Genomic DNA, 17,571 nt, shown 5'->3' with positions numbered 1-17,571 from the left:
TCTTTCTGAAGACTCCCAGAGCCTGCCGCCGGCTTAAGACCCGGCGGCTTTTTTGTTCAGCCCTCTTTGTGGATTTCCACCTGGTGCGGATAGGGGATCGAGATGCCGTCCTTGTCGAAGGCTTCCTTGACCGTCTGCGTCATGGCGAATTTCAGGTCCCAGTAGTCAGCAGCCTTGCACCAGATACGCATGCCGATATCGACCGAGGAATCACCCAGATTGACAACCCGGACCCAGGGTTCCGGATCCTTCAGAACCCGCTCGTCAGCCTTGGCGCATTTGATGATAATCGCCATCGCCTTGTCGGCATCGTCGCCGTAGTCGATCCCGTAGGTGACATCGACCCGCCGCGTGTCATGGGCCGAGTAATTGGTGATGATCGATCCCCAGACCTTCCCGTTCGGAATGATGATCTGCACATTGTCGGGCGTCACCAGTTCGGTGATAAAGAGGTTGATCGCCTTCACGGTGCCTGAGGTACCGTCGATATCCACATATTGTTCCAGCTTGAAGGGCCGGAAGATGATGATCATCACACCGGCGGCAATATCCTGCAGCGTGCCCTGCAGTGCAAGGCCGATGGCAAGGGTCGCGGCACCAAGCACGGCAACAAGGCTGGTCGCCTGAAAGCCGAATACCTGCAGGACGGCGATCACCGTCACCGCCATAATCAGCCATTTGGCGATCGATGCGAAGAAGGTGCCGAGCGTATCGTCCAGCCTGGGGCTGGCCAGCACGCGCTTGCGGATCGTCCGCGATACGATGCCGGCGACGAGATAACCGGCAATCAGGAAGAGCAGCGCCTTGCCGGCGCTGAAAAGAAGCGGCCCGAAGGCGCCGAGCTGCGAGATCAGATTATCCATCGTACGGGGTCTCCGGCAGTCATGTGATCGTCAAACCCTATAGCGGATTCTTCGACGCACTCAAAATCCGGATATCCGCAGCCTGTCAGTCCAGATCGTGCAAGGCAGTGGCCGCCTTTGCAGCCCCGGTCCGGCGAACATCGATTTGATCGCGAAGTCTGTTGAAGAGGTCACCGGCCATCAGCCTGTCGGCCACGTCTGCCGGCATGGAGAGTACGACATGATCCCGGTCGGAACCGCCGGAAATGCCGCCGACATCGATACGACGTTCGACGATCATGCCGCCGGCAACCGTGTTGTTGGTCTCCGCGTCGATCAGGATGAAGGCGCCTGTGTTGCGGTTCGTCTCGTAGGCATCGAACATCGCATCTTCGTCAAAGTCGAGATGCACCGTACCGATGGCGTTGAGCGGCAGGCTCTCCGCCTCGTCCCAAAGACCGGTATGAAGATCCAGCCGGCTTTTGGGTCGCACCCGGACCCTCTGGCGGCGGCTGGAGGATTTCAGCCAGTATCGTTTACCGGCAACGATGGGCGTGGCTGACAAAGCCACCAGCTTGGCCTCAAAAGCTCGCCCGACGGATGGCGCCGCATCGATCGATGCAATCATGTCGCCCCGCGCCACGTCGACCGGCCGGTCGAGAACCAGCGTGATCGCATCACCGGCAACCGCCGCATTGCGCACAAGATCGAATGTAACGATCTGTTTGACATTGGCGACTGTACCTGCCGGCAGGACTACAACGCTGTCGCCGGGCTTGACCGATCCGCCCGCAACCGTTCCCTGATAACCGCGAAAACCCTCGTTCGGCCGGCTGACGCGCTGGACCGGCAGCCGGAACCCCACCGTTTGCGCGCTCCTTTGTGTCGCCAGTTCCAGAACGCTGACAAGCGTCGGGCCGCTATACCAGGGCATCGATTGAGCGCCGCTCAGCACCACATTTTCACCAAGGAGCGCCGACATCGGAATGGCCGTAACATCGGTCACCCCGAGCGAGAGTGCAAACCGGCGAAACTCTGAAGCGATCCCGTCAAACCGGGCCTGATCATAGTCCACAAGGTCGATCTTGTTGACCGCAAGCACGAACTGTCGAATACCCATCAGCATCGCAATGGTCGCGTGACGCCGCGTTTGCTCAAGAAGGCCCGCTCGTGCATCCACAAGCAGCACCGCGAGATCGGCCGTGGAGGCACCGGTCGCCATATTGCGTGTGTACTGCTCATGGCCGGGGGTATCGGCGACAATGAATGACCGGTTGCCGGTCGAGAAATAACGATAAGCGACGTCGATGGTGATGCCCTGTTCGCGTTCTGCCTGAAGGCCGTCGAGCAGCAGGGCGAAATCCGGAAGGCCGAGTTCGTTCTGCTGGTTGCGGTTGTCGCGTTCGAGTGCGTCGGCCTGATCGTCCTTGACGGCTTTTGTATCCCACAGCAGACGGCCGATCAGGGTCGACTTCCCGTCATCGACGCTGCCGCAGGTAATGAGCCGCAACGGCCTCGCATTGCGCGCCGCCGGTTCGATTTCAGAACGGGCGGCAATGTCGGCATTGGCGGTCATCAGAAGTAACCCTCGCGTTTTTTCTTTTCCATGGACCCGGCCTCGTCACGGTCGATCGCACGACCCTGTCGCTCCGAGACGGTCGCCGTCTCCAGTTCGCCGATAATGTCGTCAAGCGTCGTCGCCGTTGAGCGGATCGCTCCGGTGAGCGGAAAACATCCAAGTGTGCGGAAGCGGATCGTCTCCCTGCGGGTGATTTCTCCCGGCAGCAGTTCCAGTCGCGCGTCCTCCGCAAGAATGAGCATGCCGTCCCGTTCGACAACAGGCCGTTCGGCGGCAAGGTAAAGCGGAACGATGGGGATGTTTTCGGCCTGGATGTAGCGCCAGATATCGACTTCGGTCCAGTTGGACAGGGGAAAGGCTCGCACGCTCTCGCCTTTGCGGATCATGCCGTTGTATATCGACCAGAGTTCGGGGCGCTGGTTGCGCGGGTCCCAGCGATGATCGGGCGTGCGGAAGGAATAGATCCGCTCCTTTGCCCGTGAGGCCTCTTCATCGCGCCGTGCGCCGCCAAAGGCCGCGTCATAGCCGCCGGCATCAAGCGCCTGGCGCAATGCCTCGGTCTTCATGATGTTGGTGTAGGCGGACGAACCGTGCGTGAAAGGCGTGATGTTCTCAAGCTGACCGCGCGGATTGGTGTAGGATATCAGGTCGAGATCAAAATCCCCGACAATTCGGTCGCGAAACGCGATCATCTCGGAAAACTTCCAGCCCGTATTCACATGCAACAAAGGAAACGGGATCCTCCCCGGGTGGAACGCCTTACGGGCGAGATGCAGAAGCACCGAGGAATCCTTGCCCACCGAATAGAGCATGACGGGCTTTTCAAATTCGGCCGCCACCTCACGGAAGATATGGATGGCTTCGCTTTCAAGCGCCTTGAGGTTCGGATCAAGGGGAGGTTTTGTCTCTGACATATCTGTATCCGTTCTATTGCGCCGTTTGCGGCGGTGTCTCCTGCCCTGCGACATGCAAACCGCATTCGCGCTTGGCATCATTTTCCCACCACCAACGGCCGGCGCGCTCGTCCTCACCGGGCTTGACGGCCCGTGTGCACGGCTCGCAGCCGATCGACGGAAAGCCCTGGGCGTGCAGCGGATTGAGCGGCACATCGTGCTGGTCGGCATAGGCGCGGACGGCTTCGATATCCCAGTCGGCAAGGGGGTTCGCCTTAAGCAGACCGCGATCCCCGTCACGCACGACAAACGGCACATCGGCCCGGTTGGAAGATTGCCCCCGGCGAAGCCCGGTGATCCACAAATCCGCCCCGGCAAGCGCTCTTGCCAACGGCTCCAGCTTACGCACGCCGCAGCAGGCATGCCGCGCTTCGACACTTTCGTAAAAGCCGTTGAGACCAAAACGCGCCACGTAATCGCCAAGCCGTTTCTCCTCGGGCCGGAACCGCTCGATTGAAACGCCGAACAGCGCTTCAGTTCGTTCAATCAGCCGCACCGTCTCTTCGAAAAGTCGGCCGGTTTCCAGTGTTACGATCCGCACCTCGGGCGCGGCTCTTGAAAGCGCGTGCGTCAACACCTGGTCTTCCATGCCAAGGCTTGTCGTGAAAACCGCATTGTCATGCGTTTCCACCAGCAGCGTCAGGCGTTCTTCAAGGCTGAGCGCACCATAGTCTGCTTCGCTTGCCGGCACCCCGGTCGTGGCCTGTCCGATTTGCATTGAATGTCTCCAAAATGGCTCTTGGCACCAAGACTGAACCAATTTTGGACCTAATTGAAACAACGCTGTTCTATATGCACGCGGGCGCCTGCATTAAATTGTCGTGCATCCGTTCATGGCGCGAAAACTGATTTCACCGCGTCCACAATCTCTGCACGCCCCTTTTCCTTCACGGTCTAGACGTATATTGAGGAAAGTCGTTTTGTGTATCAGGGGCCTAGGACGCCATGCCGCCAATTATTTCGCTTGCTGATCTCGACGGCCTTGTTGGCAAGGAAGTCGGAGTTTCGGAATGGATTGAAGTGGATCAGAAGACCATCGATCTCTTTGCCGATGCGACGCACGATCATCAATTCATCCACGTTGACCCCGAGAGGGCGAAAGCCGAAACGCCATTCGGCGGAACCATCGCGCACGGTTTCTTATCATTGTCGCTGCTTTCGAAGATGAACTATGACTGCCTGCCCCACGTTAAAGAGCAGCGCATGGGCATCAATTACGGTTTCAACAAGATCAGGTTTTTGACACCGGTCAGGAGCGGCTGGCATGTGCGCGGCCGTTTTGTTCTGAAAGAACGACGTTACCGCGGCCAGGACATGGTCATGCTGACCCATGGCGTCTCGGTGGAGATCAAGGAAGAAAAGAAACCGGCGATCACCGCCGAATGGCTCACCATTATCCGCTTCGATCCGGAAGACCACCCGGAAAAGCAGAAACAGGAAGCCGGCTAGAGCAAATCCGGTTCAGATCATCGGCGCCCGAGACGCATCGGCGAGGAAATCGAAGACATAGGCCGAGAAAGATCGCCAGCATTCCACCCGGAATGTCTCTTCCGATTCCCGAAGCAGAACGACTTCAGCCTTGCCCAGCAACGTGCGTGAACACGCCCCGACCGGGAATGCATCAAGCGAAAGGTCCTGGGGACAGCCGGCGTTAAGTGTCGCCTCCGCCGCCGGCCCGGAAACCGTGATCGCCGTATTGCGATGCGACACATCAACCGCCGAATGAAGCGCGCTGACCTTGCCGCAAACGGATGTGAGATCAGCGGATGCGTCTGCAATGATCAGCCATTCATCCGGCCCGATCCAAAGCGCCCGCCGTCCTTTGGTTTTGGCCGCTTTTGATTGCTCGGAGCTTTTCGGCTTTTGCGGCAGCTTGACGCCAAGCGCTTTCGACAGTTCCGCGCTGGCCTCCGGCCGCGCACGCAGAACCAGGCGGTTTGCCGGTTCAGCCGGCTCGATCCGGACAAGAGGTGAACCCGCCATGCGCCCTTCCAACGGCCTTTGAGGCTGCGCGGTCTTGTTGTCAGCCATTGACCCGCTCCCCCTTTTCGTCAAAAAACACCGTCCCGGTCACCGTGACTTCAATGGTCCGGTCCGGCATGGGCACATAGAGCGTTTCGCCCATCCTTTCGCGGCCGTTGGCGATCAGCGCCATAGCGATTGAATGACCGCAATTCGTCGACCAGTAAGATGAGGTGACATGGCCCAGCATGGTCATGGGAACCGGTTCATTGGGATCGGCGACAATCTGAGCCCCCTCCTCCAGCACGATACCGGAATTTTTTGTCTTGAGGCCCACAAGTTGCTTGCGGCCTTCGGCGGCGAGGTCGGGGCGCATCAATCCGCGAATGCCGACGAAGTCCGGTTTGGACTTGGCGATGGCCCAGGAAAGACCCGCATCCTGCGGCGTCACCGTTCCGTCCGTGTCCTGGCCGACGATGATAAAGCCCTTTTCGGCACGCAACACGTGCATCGTCTCGGTTCCGTAAGCGCATGCGCCGAGCGGCTCGGCCCTTGCCCATATCGCCTCCCAGACCGATTGGCCGTAGTCAGCCGGAACATTGACCTCATACCCCGCCTCGCCGGTGAAGGAGACCCGGAATAGCCGCGTCGGAACACCGCAGATCCGTCCCTCGCGCGCGCTCATATGGGGCATCGCCTCATTGGATAGGTCGATATCCTCCACAAGCGGCGCGATGATCTCACGCGCTTTCGGCCCTTGCACGGCGATGACAGCCCATTGCTCGCTGGTCGATGTCAGCCAGACATCGAGATCGGGGAACTCCGTCTGGAGATAATCCTCCATATGATTGAGGACACGCGGCGCACCGCCGGTCGTCGTGGTTACATGGAAACGGTCTTCGGCAAGCCGGGCGACGACGCCGTCATCATAAATGAAGCCGTCCTCGCGCAGCATGATGCCGTATTTGCATCGGCCGGGTTTCAGCTTCTGCCAGCCATTGGTGTACATCAGATCGAGAAATTTGGCGGCGTCGGGACCGACAACCTCGATCTTCCCGAGCGTCGAAGCGTCAAACAGCCCTGCCGTCTGACGCACCGTCCGGCATTCACGGTTGACGGCGGCATGCATGTCCTCACCCCGGCGTGGATAATACCAGGCCCGCTTCCACTGACCCACATCTTCAAAGACCGCGCCATGTGCTTCTTCCCAGCCATGCATCGGCGTGCACCGGGTCGGATCGAACAATTTGCCCCGGCCATGGTTGACGATGGTGCCGAATGTGACCGGCGTATAGGGCGCGCGGAACGTCGTCAGGCCGACCTCCGGCACCGGTTTTCCGAGGGTTTCGGCGGCAATCGCCAAACCGTGAATATTCGAGGTCTTGCCCTGATCGGAGGCCATGCCCGTCGTGGTGAAGCGTTTGACATGTTCGATCGAGTGCATGCCTTCGCGCACGGCAAGGCGGATATCCTTGGCGGTGACATCGTTCTGGAAGTCGACAAACGCCTTGACGGTCGTATCGGGGCCGGCCCCGGCACCGCTTCCGGCCATGCCGCCGGACCAATCCACGCCTCCCTTGCCCTTGATTTTCGGCCGTGATGACCGCTTTGCGCCAACGGCCTTTGCCGCTTGCAGACCTGCATCGACAGCCTCGTCAATCGATGCCTGCAATTCATCGGTTCCATTACAGGCGCCGACGCTGACGCAATCCTGGACATTCTCACCCGGCAGGAACCGTTCACTCTCCGCATCCCACACCACTTTGCCGCGCGACTGGGAATACATGTGAACCGACGGGGTCCAGCCCGCAGACATGATCAGCGCGTCAACCGCGATCGCCCGGGCACCTCCGCCGCCATTGCGCTCAACCGTCATGGAAGAGATGCGCCGCGCGCCCTTGGTGTCCGTGACCGAGTGGCCGGTCATCACATCGATTCCGAGATCGGCGGCTTTGGACAAAAGACCCTCGCCCGGATTGTCTCGGCAATCGACAATCGCTTCAATGGAGACGCCGTCGCTGTGGAGATCAAATGCAGCCTCATAGGCCGAATCGTTTGCCGTATAGACACCGACCTTCGTGCCGACAGCAACACCATAGTGATTGAGATACATACGCGCGGCCGAGGACAGCATGATGCCCGGCCTGTCATTGTTGGCAAAGACCATATGACGTTCGATTGCGCCGGCGGCGATCACCACTTTTTTGGCCCGAACCTGCCAGAGCCGCTCGCGCGGCTGATCCGGGTCCGGCTCGGCCAGATGATCGCTGACCCGCTCGGCAAGAGCGACGAAGTTCTGGGCGTAGTAGCCAAAAGCAGTGGTGCGCGTGAGGACCCGCACATTGTCCATCGCCGCCAGCTCTGCGGCGGTCTGCCCAGCCCAGTTAAAGCCGGGTTGGCCGTTGATCGACACACAGCTTTCATAGGCGAGCGCGCCGCCCATATGGGCCTGTTCGTCACACAGGATCACATGTGCCCCGGTCCCTGCAGCGGCAAGCGCGGCGCTCAGGCCCGACACGCCGCCGCCAATGATCAACACATCGCAATGGACATAACGGTTGGCGTAGCGATCGGGATCGGGTTCGTCAGGCGACACGCCGAGGCCGGCCGCCGAGCGGATGACCGGCTCATAAAGCTTCTGCCAGGCCGCCTTCGGCCACATGAAGGTCTTGTAGTAGAAACCGGCCGCGAAAAACGGCGACAGCACGTCATTGATGGCGCCGACATCGAAACCGAGGGAGGGCCAGCGGTTCTGCGACTCGGCTGTCATCCCGTCAAAGATTTCCTGCACGGTGGCACGCACATTGGGCTGCCGCCGGGATCGATCGCGCCCGATGCTCATCAGCGCATTCGGCTCTTCGGGCCCTGCACCGAGAACACCGCGCGGGCGGTGATACTTGAACGAGCGCCCCATCAGATGCACGCCATTGGCAAGCAGCGCGGAGGCAAGCGTATCGCCTTCAAGACCGGTGTAGATGTCGCCGTCAAACGTGAAGCGAACAGTTTTCGCCGGCGTCAGCCGGCCACCCTCGGGAATCCGGTTCACGCCGCTCATGACTTTTGATCCTTCATCCATTCTAGCAACGTCTCGCCGTCCGGCTTTGGCTCACCCGCCTTGTAAGTGGTTACGAATTTGTCGGAAACGGTGTCGCGGACGGCATTGAAGAAACGGCCGCAGCCATGCACATGCCGCCAGCGTTCATAGGCGAGACCTTTCGGGTTGTCGCGGATGAAGAAGAACTCGGCAAAGGCCTCATCGGAAATCGAAGCAATATCGGCGGGCCGGGCGATATGCGCCTCGCCCGCATGGCGGAACTCCACTTCCGGCCGTTCTTCTTCACAATAGGGACAGCGTATCAGCAACATATCGTCAGACCCGGAACACTAGTGCGCGACGGCGGCAGCCGCCGCCTCGTCGATAAGGCGGCCGGTTTGAAACCGCTCAAGGGTAAAGCCCGCATTGATCGCATGCGGTGCGTCATTGGCGATCGTGTGGGCAAAGACATGGGCCGAACCCGGCGTTGCCTTGAAGCCACCCGTTCCCCAGCCGCAATTCACGTAGAGCCCGCCGACAGGCGTCTTCGCCAGGATCGGCGAACGGTCCGGCGTCACGTCGACAATCCCGCCCCACGATCGCAGCATCTTCATACGCGAGAAGATCGGAAACATCTCGCAGATGGCATCGAGCGTGTGTGTCAGGATATGCAGGCCGCCGGTCTGCGAATAGGAGGTGTACTGATCCGTGCCGGCGCCAATGACCAGTTCGCCCTTGTCGGACTGCGAGATATAGGCGTGCACCGTGTTGGACATAACCACACAAGGAAAGACCGGCTTGACCGGCTCCGAGACAAGCGCCTGCAGCGGGTAGCTTTCCAGCGGCATGCGTACCCCGGCCATCTCCATGATGACGGAGCTGTGGCCGGCGGCAACGACACCGACCTTCTTGGCGCCGATGAAACCGCGCGTCGTCTCGACCCCTTCGACGACGCCGTCTGCCGAACGCCGGACGCCGGTGACCGCGCAGTTCTGGATGACATCGACACCCCGGTCGGCAGCAGCCCGTGCATAGCCCCAGGCAACCGCATCGTGGCGGGCGGTGCCGCCGCATCGCTGAAGCGCCGCACCCATCACTGGATAACGCGCCGCTGCCGAAATATTGAGCGGCGGGCAATAGGCCTTTGCCTGTTCGGGCGTCAGCCATTCATTCTGGACGCCATTCAGACGGTTGGCATGGATATGCCGCTGCGCGCCCTGCACATCATGGACATTGTGCGCGAGCATCATCACCCCGCGCGCCGAATACATGACATTGTAATTGAGATCCTGGCTGAGCCCGTCCCACATCTTCATGGCGTGGTTATAGAGCGCGGCGCTTTCATCATAGAGGTAGTTGGAGCGGATGATCGTGGTATTGCGTCCGGTATTGCCGCCGCCCAGCCAGCCTTTTTCCACCACGGCCACATTGGTGATGCCGTGCTCCTTGGCAAGATAGTATGCCGTACCGAGACCATGACCACCGGCCCCGACGATCACCACGTCATAGTTTTTTTTCGGCTCCGGCGATGTCCACTGCTGCGGCCAGCCCTTGTGGCCGCGCATGGCCTCGCGGGCGACGGCGAAAACGGAGTACTTTCGCATGCGGATGACTGGCTCCCGGTTAAACGCATGATGCAGGTTCAATTGATGGCAGAATAACCTGCCCTTGGTTTGTTTCATTGCGACGCCGGACGCCGCCCTTCAGACCCGGTCCGGTTTTATCCTGAGGCCACGAAAATAATCAAATCATCGCCGCGACTGTGGACTTGAGGGGCGAATTCTGTTAGGGCCTTGCCAACCGCGAGGTCAATCGACTTTCGCGAACCAGAATTTATTTGCCGTTACACATTGTCAGAATGACGATGGCATAACTCTAAACCGGAAGGAACGGGATCAGGTGCAGGTACTTGTCCGCGACAACAATGTAGATCAGGCGCTGCGCGCGCTGAAAAAGAAGATGCAGCGCGAAGGCATTTTCCGTGAAATGAAAATGCGTGATTTCTACGAGAAGCCGTCACAAAAGCGCGCACGCGAAAAAGCCGAAGCCGTTCGCCGGGTACGTAAGCTTGCACGCAAGCGCGCTCAGCGCGAAGGTCTTCTGGGCGGTCGCAGCGGCCGCTAGGATCTGCCATTATTCAAACGCAATTTGTGCGTTTGCTGAGGCGGGGCGATTGAATCGCCGCCGCCTTTATTTATGAATGGGACGGCGGTTTCAAAAACGAGGGGCATACGGGTGACAGCGTTGAAAAGCATGAATCGCATTCCGGCTTTCCTGATCGTAGCTGCCTCGGCCATTGCTCTTTCCGCCTGCCAGGCAACCGATCCGGCCAGTGTGATCAGCATTGATCGGGCGCAAGGCGCTGAAGGCAACATTGCCTCGCTGACACAGGTCATCAACAACAATCCCAACGACGCCGAAGCCTATAATGTGCGCGGCAGCGCCTATGGCAGGGCCGGTGATTTCAGCAAGGCGTTGAAGGATTTCAACACGGCGCTCAAGCTCAACCCGAATTTCTATCAGGCCTATGCCAACCGGGCGCTGATCTATCGCGGCATGGGCGATCTTGCGGCCGCCTCGAACGACTACAACAAGGCTCTGCAGATCAACCCGCGCTATGACGTGGCCTATATCGGACGAGGCAACATGTACCGCGAGGCTGGCCAGCTCAACAACGCCTTCAATGACTATCAGCGTGCAATCGACCTCGATACGACCGATCCGCGCGCCTACAACAATCGCGGCCTCATCTACCAGAAGCGCGGCCAGCACAATCAGGCGATCGAGGACTTCTCAAAGTCCATCTCGCTGTCGCCGAGCGCGCCGCTGCCCTACAACAATCGCGGCCTGTCCTATCTGGCGCTGGGCGACGAGGAAAATGCCTTCACCGACATCAACAAGGCGCTGCAGCTCGACAAGAACATCGCGGAAGCCTGGGTCAATCAGGGCCTGATCTACGAGCGGCGGGGCGATAAGACAAAAGCCCGAAATGCCTATGCACGCGCCGCGCAGCTGGATCCGAAATACCAGCCGGCGCAAGACGGCCTGTCGCGCGTCCGCTGAGATCAGGCACCCAATAAAAAACCCGCCGGATGGCGGGTTTTTTTGGATCAATCCATCGACTTGACGATGTCTTCCGTCATCTTCTTGGCATCGCCAAGCAGCATCATCGTGCCGTCCTTGTAGAAAAGCGTATTGTCGATACCGGCATAGCCCGAACCCAGCGACCGCTTGACGAAAAGACAGGTCTTGGCCTTGTCGACCTCGAGGATCGGCATGCCGTAGATTGGTGACGACGGGTCATCACGCGCGGCCGGGTTGGTCACGTCGTTGGCGCCGATCACGTAGACCACATCGGCCTGTGCGAATTCGGAGTTGATGTCCTCGAGTTCAAACACCTCGTCATAGGGCACATTGGCTTCCGCCAGGAGCACGTTCATGTGTCCGGGCATGCGGCCGGCGACCGGATGGATGGCGTATTTGACCTCGACATCGGCCTCCTTGAGCAGATCGGCAAGCTCACGCAGCGCGTGTTGCGCCTGGGCAACCGCCATGCCGTATCCCGGAACAATGATGACCTTGGAGGCGTTCTGCATAAGGAACGCGGCATCTTCGGCGGAACCGAGTTTTACCGAGCGGTCGATGTCGTCATCGGCGGCAGCGGCCGTTTCGCCGCCAAATCCGCCGAGGATCACCGATATGAACGACCGGTTCATCCCCTTACACATGATGTAGGACAGGATGGCGCCTGACGAACCGACCAGTGCGCCTGTGATGATCAGCGCAAGATTGCCGACCGTGAAGCCGATACCGGCTGCGGCCCAACCCGAATAGGAGTTGAGCATCGAGACGACAACCGGCATATCCGCCCCGCCGATCGGGATAATGATCAGTACGCCGAGGATCAGCGACAACACGACGATCAGCCAGAAGACAAATGTGCTCTCGGTGACGACCAGAACCACAACAAGCAGGATAATGGCGATGCCGAGCCCGGCATTGATGGCATGGCGCATCGGCAGCATGATCGGCTTGCCGGACATCCTGCCGTCAAGTTTCAGGAAGGCGATGATCGAACCGGTGAAGGTAATGGCACCGATAGCAACGCCGATCGACATCTCGACAAGCGCTTGCGCATGAATATCGCCGACATCGCCGATACCGAACGACGTTGGCGAATAGAGCGCCGCCGCCGCCACCAGCACGGCGGCAAGACCGACCAGCGAGTGGAATGCTGCTACAAGTTGCGGCATTGCCGTCATCGGAATGCGGCGGGCGACATAAGCGCCAACGCCACCACCGGCGGCAAGGCCGATGATAATGAGCCCGATACCACCGGCAGAAGGCGTTGCCAGCGCAAGCGTCGTCAAAATGGCGATGCCCATACCGATCATGCCGTAGACATTGCCTTGCCGGCTTGTCGTCGGATGGGAAAGCCCTCTCAGGGCGAGAATGAAGAGAACGCCCGAAATAAGGTAGAGAAAGGCTGCAAAACTCTCAGACATCAATCAGCCCCTCACTTTTCTTTTTTCTTGTACATGGCGAGCATGCGCTGGGTGACCAGGAAGCCGCCAAAAATGTTCACGGAGGCGAGCACCAGCGCAATAAACCCGAAACCGGTCGCTAGCCCACTTGCCGATATCCCCACCGCCAACAGTGCTCCGACGACGATCACCGAGGAGATGGCGTTTGTCACCGCCATCAGCGGCGTGTGCAGCGCCGGTGTAACAGACCAGACCACGTAGTAGCCCACAAAGATTGCCAGCACGAAGATGGCGAACCTGAAAATGAACGGATCAACCAGGCCGCCTGTCGCGCCATGTGCCGCTGCTCCGGCGGCATCGGCGACCGCAGGCATGTCGGTTACGGCCTGCCGCACCGCCTCTGTGGCGGATTCGAGATTGTCCAGTGCGTTGTCGACTGCGGAATTTGCCATCACGCATCTCCCTTTGCATCACTGGCACCGCCGAAACCGGGGTGCACGATCTTGCCGCCTTGGGTCAGCAGGGTGGCCTTGACGAGTTCGTCTTCCATGTCGATCGCAAGCGTCTTCTCTTCCTTGTCAATCAGCGTTTCCAGGAAGGAGAGAAGGTTCTTCGCGTAGAGCTGAGATGCGCTGGCGGCGATACGGCCCGGCACATTGTTGTAACCAATGATCCGCACACCTTCGACCTCGGCAATCTCGCCGGCTTTTGCGCCTTCGACATTGCCGCCGCGTTCGACCGCCAGATCAACACAGAGCGAGCCCGGCTTCATGGATTTCAACATTGCCTTGCTGACAAGCTTCGGAGCCGGCCGGCCCGGTATCAGCGCCGTCGTGATCACGATATCCTGCTTGGCAATATGATCGGCTACCAGCTCGGCTTGCTTGGCCTGATATTCCTTAGACATTTCCTTGGCGTATCCGCCGGCCGTCTCTGCCGCCTTGAATTCTTCATCCTCGACCGCGATGAATTTGGCGCCGAGCGAGGCAACCTGCTCCTTGGCAGCCGGCCGCACATCCGTTGCCGACACGACAGCGCCAAGCCGGCGCGCAGTTGCAATCGCCTGCAATCCGGCAACGCCGGCACCCATCACGAAAACCTTCGCCGCCGGAACCGTGCCGGCCGCTGTCATCATCATCGGCAGTGCCCGGTCGAATTCGTGCGTTGCATCGATCACCGCCTGATAGCCGGCAAGGTTTGCCTGCGAGGACAGCACGTCCATCACCTGCGCGCGTGTAATGCGCGGCATCAGTTCCATTGCAAATGAGGACAGGCCCGCCTTGGCGATTGCACCGAGAGCCTTCTCATTGCCGTAGGGGTCCATAATGGCGATGACCGTGGCGCCCTTTTTATAGGACTTGGTTTCCGAATCGGTCGGGCGGCGCACTTTCAAGATAACATCCGCCGATTTGGCCCCGGTCGCAGTGGCAAGTTTTGCGCCGGCTTCGGCAAATGCTTCGTCGGATATCTGTGAGCCGGCACCGGCTCCCTTTTGAACCACCACCTCAAGCCCGAGCGATATCATTTTCTTGACGGAGTCGACAGAAGCGGCAACCCGGGATTCTTCTGGATGGGATTCTTTTGCAATGAAAACGGTGCTGGCCACTCTTCACTCCCTGTGATCTGACATCGCGCCAAGAATTGCCGTGGCCGCAATACTGCGGCAACGCACCGGCAACAGGCCCTGGCCGCCTATTTCAGAACGTAAATACCAATTGCGAGAAGGATGATTGCCAGCAGCGTTGATGTAAAGAAACCGGCCGCCGTGAAAAAACCGAACGCCATCGCAATCAGAATGACAACGCAGGCAAGCGTGCCGTACTTCGTCAGGTTGAGGAACATATTGTACGTTTTTTCGTGTTCCGCGTAGTCCATTTCAGCCCCCGTTTCGACGGGCCCGGTATTGTTCTCGGCCATCAAGATACTCCCCTGCCAAACCGGTTTCGTCCGGCGGTCACACGGACGTTTCCTGTCTTAAATCTATTCGCTGTGCACTGAGCCGGTCTGCGCCGGCAGATACGAGCAAAAACTTGCAGCATCGAATACACAATGCCGCTCCCCGGGGCAAGTCGTGGTGTGAAAAGGCCGTATGCGGCACATAGACACGTAAACCGGACGGTCGTTACCGCCCGGCATAGCGTTGCCGCTAGGCAGCCAGCATGTAGCGGGCTGTAGGAATGACGGTGAGCGGAATCTGATTCTGCTCCTCCGCCGGCCCGAACATCATCCGTCGCTCAAACGGTTGCGAACGGAAAAACGGATAACGCCGATAGACCCGCGGCAGCTCGCTGGCGATATCGGCCGCAAGCAGGCTGAAATCAATGCCGTAACCCTTGCAGTTCCGCAACGGGCCAGCCACCAGCTTCGAACCGAACACGCGCTTGTAAAAAGCCACATGGCGCGGCGGAACAAAAGAAAGGCAGCGGTCGGCTTTAAAATACTCGATTGCCAGGATCGCCACACGCAAGGTGAGGTACGGCAAAGCCGGAAGGTCGTCAAAAAGATCTGGATCGGAGGCCTGACGGACCGGATCGATCAGCGTCATGCCGGAGTCCAGAAAACGGTCCACTTCCTCCGGGAAGAGATTGCGCGCCGGGCTGACGCGATGATCGGGCGTCACATGATGTATGCGGATCGAGCTGATCAGCTGCTCGTCGCAATAGATGCCGAACACATAGGCCTGCGGATCGAAGTCGATCTCGTCGATAAACAGTCCGCCATTTGACGGCACATGCATATTGGCCCTGCGATAAGCCTTTGTACGAAGTGCAGATAGATCCTCGAAATCCTCAGCGCTTACGATCCGCCGGTACTCGATCCTGTCCATGACACCAAACAGTTTTTGGTTGAAATTGGACATTCCGCTGATTGGTGTCATCTCTCGCCCCAGACACGTTAACGATTGCTTAACGTTAGCGGAACGATCTGAAATTTAAAAGTTGAATCAAATAATTTCGGCCGTAAACTTTATGTTAAGGTTAATGACTCCGGCGCAAGTATCGGGAAAAAGGCTCCACACGGGCAGATTTCAATGCCAGCCCGTCAGGTTCAGAAAAGAGTTTGTCTCTGGGTAGAGTGTGGCGAGCTAAACGGCCAGCGAGAGCGGCAGCATATCATTGCCGGCATGTCCGGTTTGACCGGACGCGACAGCATCGCAGAAGCGCCTCACGAGCCGGTCGAACCGCTCCTGGGCGTCAACAAACGGCGCATGGCCGGATTCTTCAAAAATTACCGCACGCCCTTCGAACAGGGCAGGCCATGAAAGGGTCTGCACATATCCGGTTCGGGCGATGGGATCATGGCGTCCCTGCAGAATACAAACCGGAGTCCGGGATGCTTCCAGACGCTCTTTCTGGCCTCCACCGGATATACTCATGACACTGCGCGAAAGCAGCGGGCGCATTTTCTCGTCAGTGCGAAGCAACGCATCGACAAACTCACCCCGGCGCATACCGCCAAGACAAGCCAGCTCGAAGCGCTCCGCATCGAGCTTGGAGAACCTGCCTTTGGATATAAGCAGCAGGTTCCTGGAAATGTGGAGGGACCGCACAATTCCAAGGGGTCCGCCGACAGCCGGCGGCGCGCCAAATGTCAAAACACCCGCAACCTCTGGCACCGCGTCGAGCATTTCATAGGCGACATGCCCGCCGAGCGACCAGCCCACGACAACACAGCGCTCCAACCCGATTTCACGGATAAACCCGGTAACCGCGGCCGCAAAACCCGCATATGAATAGGTGGCCTTTGGATCGGCAGCATCAGGTGATGCTCCATGACCGGGCAGGTCAACGGCAATCAACCGGTGACCCGCAAGTTCCTCGCTCTCGAATTGCTGGCTAAAGACTTCTTTTGAAAACCCCGATCCATGCAGAAACAGGATCGGCATGCCCTCGCCCGCTCTGTCCATATAGGACAGCGACGCATTGTCGCTTTCGACGGTCGGCATTATCAGTGTCAAATCCCATCTCCAGGTCAGGGTTTGCAGTGGTTTTCTGCTCCTGGGAATTTAACAGATGCCGCTTAATATTTGCCTAAGCTTGCAAGTTTGGATTTATTGGTTAGATAGGAAAGCGCCCGGCATAGGCAGGTGTAAAGCTCTATTCCAGGTTGAGTTGAGAAGATCGATGTTTTGGGAGTGAGCGATGTTGCTGGATGGGCTTGTTTGCCTATTTGCAGTGGGGATTCTGGCAGCCCACGTGTGGTCGATGCGGTGCCATTTTGACGTCGACATAAAGCAGATGCCGAAGGGCATGAATATGCTCTCACTGCTTGTATTGTTTAGCATGTTGTTAATGATAGGCCTGACTTTCTACGTTCAGCAGCCAATTATCCCCCAACTGGTTTCCCTGGTCATGCTCATCGCGAGCGCACTTCTTTTCCGGGCAACGATACGTGAATCGTCAAAAGCCGGACTTCTTGCCGCCTTCGATGAAAAACTGCCCGGAAGCCTGCTGATGACAGGCCCATATTCTGTGGTCAGGCATCCTTTTTATTCATCCTACCTCTTGCTTTGGTCCGGCTGGGCGATCGGCACATGGAGCCCTTGGTCGCTTGTTCCGCTGACGGCCATCATCATAACCTACTGGGTCGCGGCAAAGGGCGAGGAACAGAAATTCGCCTCCACTGCCATGGCCGAGGAGTATGCGCAATACAAGGCGAGAACAGGCCGGTTCATACCGAGGATCTTTGGCCGCGGTTGAGGTTGGTCAACTGGTAT

At 58.7% G+C, this 17,571-nt stretch carries 18 protein-coding genes; 4 read left to right on the top strand and 14 right to left on the bottom strand.

Annotated features, from left to right (window positions below; all coding sequences use genetic code 11):
* Window positions 1–56: 56 nt before the first annotated feature.
* The 4 genes from OQ273_RS00405 to OQ273_RS00390 all read right to left on the bottom strand — a co-directional run bounded on the left by OQ273_RS00405 (window position 57) and on the right by OQ273_RS00390 (window position 4,092).
* Window positions 57–863, bottom strand: coding sequence for a mechanosensitive ion channel family protein (locus tag OQ273_RS00405; RefSeq protein ID WP_267988497.1), 807 nt, complete (start codon window positions 861–863; stop codon window positions 57–59).
* Between the two features lie 85 nt (window positions 864–948).
* Window positions 949–2,418 (bottom strand): sulfate adenylyltransferase subunit CysN, encoded by a 1,470-nt coding sequence (gene cysN / locus OQ273_RS00400; RefSeq protein WP_267988496.1) that lies wholly within the window; start codon window positions 2,416–2,418, stop codon window positions 949–951.
* Window positions 2,418–3,335, bottom strand: a complete 918-nt coding sequence (cysD, locus tag OQ273_RS00395; protein WP_267988495.1) for a sulfate adenylyltransferase subunit CysD — start codon at window positions 3,333–3,335, stop codon at window positions 2,418–2,420. Before cysD ends, cysN begins: the two co-directional genes overlap by 1 nt.
* A gap of 13 nt (window positions 3,336–3,348) precedes the next feature.
* Window positions 3,349–4,092 carry a phosphoadenylyl-sulfate reductase gene (locus tag OQ273_RS00390; RefSeq protein WP_267988494.1) on the bottom strand — a complete coding sequence of 248 codons (744 nt, stop codon included), beginning with the start codon at window positions 4,090–4,092 and terminating at the stop codon, window positions 3,349–3,351.
* A 227-nt stretch (window positions 4,093–4,319) separates the two neighbouring features.
* Between OQ273_RS00390 and OQ273_RS00385 the strand changes: the two genes are divergently transcribed.
* Window positions 4,320–4,823 (top strand): MaoC family dehydratase, encoded by a 504-nt coding sequence (locus OQ273_RS00385; RefSeq protein ID WP_267988493.1) that lies wholly within the window; start codon window positions 4,320–4,322, stop codon window positions 4,821–4,823.
* 12 nt (window positions 4,824–4,835) lie between these two features.
* Here the strand turns inward: OQ273_RS00385 and OQ273_RS00380 are convergent, their stop codons facing one another.
* Genes OQ273_RS00380 through OQ273_RS00365 form a run of 4 tightly spaced genes read right to left on the bottom strand, consistent with a single transcriptional unit; the run spans window position 4,836 to window position 9,974 of the window.
* On the bottom strand, window positions 4,836–5,405 hold the full coding sequence (locus tag OQ273_RS00380; RefSeq protein ID WP_267988492.1) for a sarcosine oxidase subunit gamma: 570 nt from the start codon (window positions 5,403–5,405) through the stop codon (window positions 4,836–4,838).
* Window positions 5,398–8,391: a sarcosine oxidase subunit alpha gene (locus OQ273_RS00375; protein ID WP_267988491.1), complete on the bottom strand. Its 2,994-nt coding sequence runs from the start codon at window positions 8,389–8,391 to the stop codon at window positions 5,398–5,400. The genes OQ273_RS00380 and OQ273_RS00375 overlap by 8 nt, the downstream gene beginning before the upstream one ends.
* Complete coding sequence (locus OQ273_RS00370) at window positions 8,388–8,702, bottom strand: sarcosine oxidase subunit delta (protein WP_267988490.1); 315 nt, start codon at window positions 8,700–8,702, stop codon at window positions 8,388–8,390. Before OQ273_RS00370 ends, OQ273_RS00375 begins: the two co-directional genes overlap by 4 nt.
* Before the next feature lie 18 nt (window positions 8,703–8,720).
* Complete coding sequence (locus tag OQ273_RS00365; RefSeq protein ID WP_267988489.1) at window positions 8,721–9,974, bottom strand: sarcosine oxidase subunit beta family protein; 1,254 nt, start codon at window positions 9,972–9,974, stop codon at window positions 8,721–8,723.
* Between the two features lie 295 nt (window positions 9,975–10,269).
* Here OQ273_RS00365 and rpsU point away from each other — a divergent pair, with 295 nt between their 5' ends.
* Together rpsU and OQ273_RS00355 are read left to right on the top strand one after the other, a co-directional pair.
* Complete coding sequence (gene rpsU, locus OQ273_RS00360; protein WP_267988488.1) at window positions 10,270–10,494, top strand: 30S ribosomal protein S21; 225 nt, start codon at window positions 10,270–10,272, stop codon at window positions 10,492–10,494.
* 129 nt (window positions 10,495–10,623) lie between these two features.
* Complete coding sequence (locus tag OQ273_RS00355; RefSeq protein ID WP_267992994.1) at window positions 10,624–11,433, top strand: tetratricopeptide repeat protein; 810 nt, start codon at window positions 10,624–10,626, stop codon at window positions 11,431–11,433.
* A gap of 47 nt (window positions 11,434–11,480) precedes the next feature.
* Here OQ273_RS00355 and OQ273_RS00350 read toward each other — a convergent pair whose 3' ends face one another.
* From OQ273_RS00350 to OQ273_RS00325, 6 genes are all read right to left on the bottom strand, one after another.
* The gene (locus OQ273_RS00350; protein WP_267988487.1) at window positions 11,481–12,875 is read right to left on the bottom strand and encodes an NAD(P)(+) transhydrogenase (Re/Si-specific) subunit beta; all 1,395 of its coding nucleotides are present in this window, start codon (window positions 12,873–12,875) and stop codon (window positions 11,481–11,483) included.
* A gap of 11 nt (window positions 12,876–12,886) precedes the next feature.
* Complete coding sequence (locus OQ273_RS00345; protein ID WP_267988486.1) at window positions 12,887–13,306, bottom strand: proton-translocating transhydrogenase family protein; 420 nt, start codon at window positions 13,304–13,306, stop codon at window positions 12,887–12,889.
* A complete protein-coding gene (locus OQ273_RS00340; RefSeq protein WP_267988485.1) occupies window positions 13,306–14,460 on the bottom strand; it encodes a Re/Si-specific NAD(P)(+) transhydrogenase subunit alpha in 1,155 nt (384 codons plus the stop codon). Before OQ273_RS00340 ends, OQ273_RS00345 begins: the two co-directional genes overlap by 1 nt.
* 86 nt (window positions 14,461–14,546) lie before the next feature.
* Window positions 14,547–14,771 carry an aa3-type cytochrome c oxidase subunit IV gene (locus tag OQ273_RS00335; RefSeq protein ID WP_267988484.1) on the bottom strand — a complete coding sequence of 75 codons (225 nt, stop codon included), beginning with the start codon at window positions 14,769–14,771 and terminating at the stop codon, window positions 14,547–14,549.
* Window positions 14,772–15,000: 229 nt separating this feature from the next.
* The gene (locus OQ273_RS00330; protein ID WP_267988483.1) at window positions 15,001–15,732 is read right to left on the bottom strand and encodes an N-acyl amino acid synthase FeeM domain-containing protein; all 732 of its coding nucleotides are present in this window, start codon (window positions 15,730–15,732) and stop codon (window positions 15,001–15,003) included.
* 207 nt (window positions 15,733–15,939) lie between these two features.
* Window positions 15,940–16,812: an alpha/beta fold hydrolase gene (locus OQ273_RS00325; protein ID WP_267988482.1), complete on the bottom strand. Its 873-nt coding sequence runs from the start codon at window positions 16,810–16,812 to the stop codon at window positions 15,940–15,942.
* 334 nt (window positions 16,813–17,146) lie between these two features.
* On the opposite strand from OQ273_RS00325, the gene OQ273_RS00320 reads away from it, so the two are divergent.
* Window positions 17,147–17,554 carry a methyltransferase family protein gene (locus OQ273_RS00320; RefSeq protein WP_333781674.1) on the top strand — a complete coding sequence of 136 codons (408 nt, stop codon included), beginning with the start codon at window positions 17,147–17,149 and terminating at the stop codon, window positions 17,552–17,554.
* Window positions 17,555–17,571 lie beyond the last annotated feature (17 nt).

It is taken from the genome of Hoeflea prorocentri (genome assembly GCF_027944115.1).
GTDB lineage: Bacteria > Pseudomonadota > Alphaproteobacteria > Rhizobiales > Rhizobiaceae > Hoeflea_A > Hoeflea_A prorocentri.
This window is presented reverse-complemented; position numbering and strand designations above follow the sequence as displayed.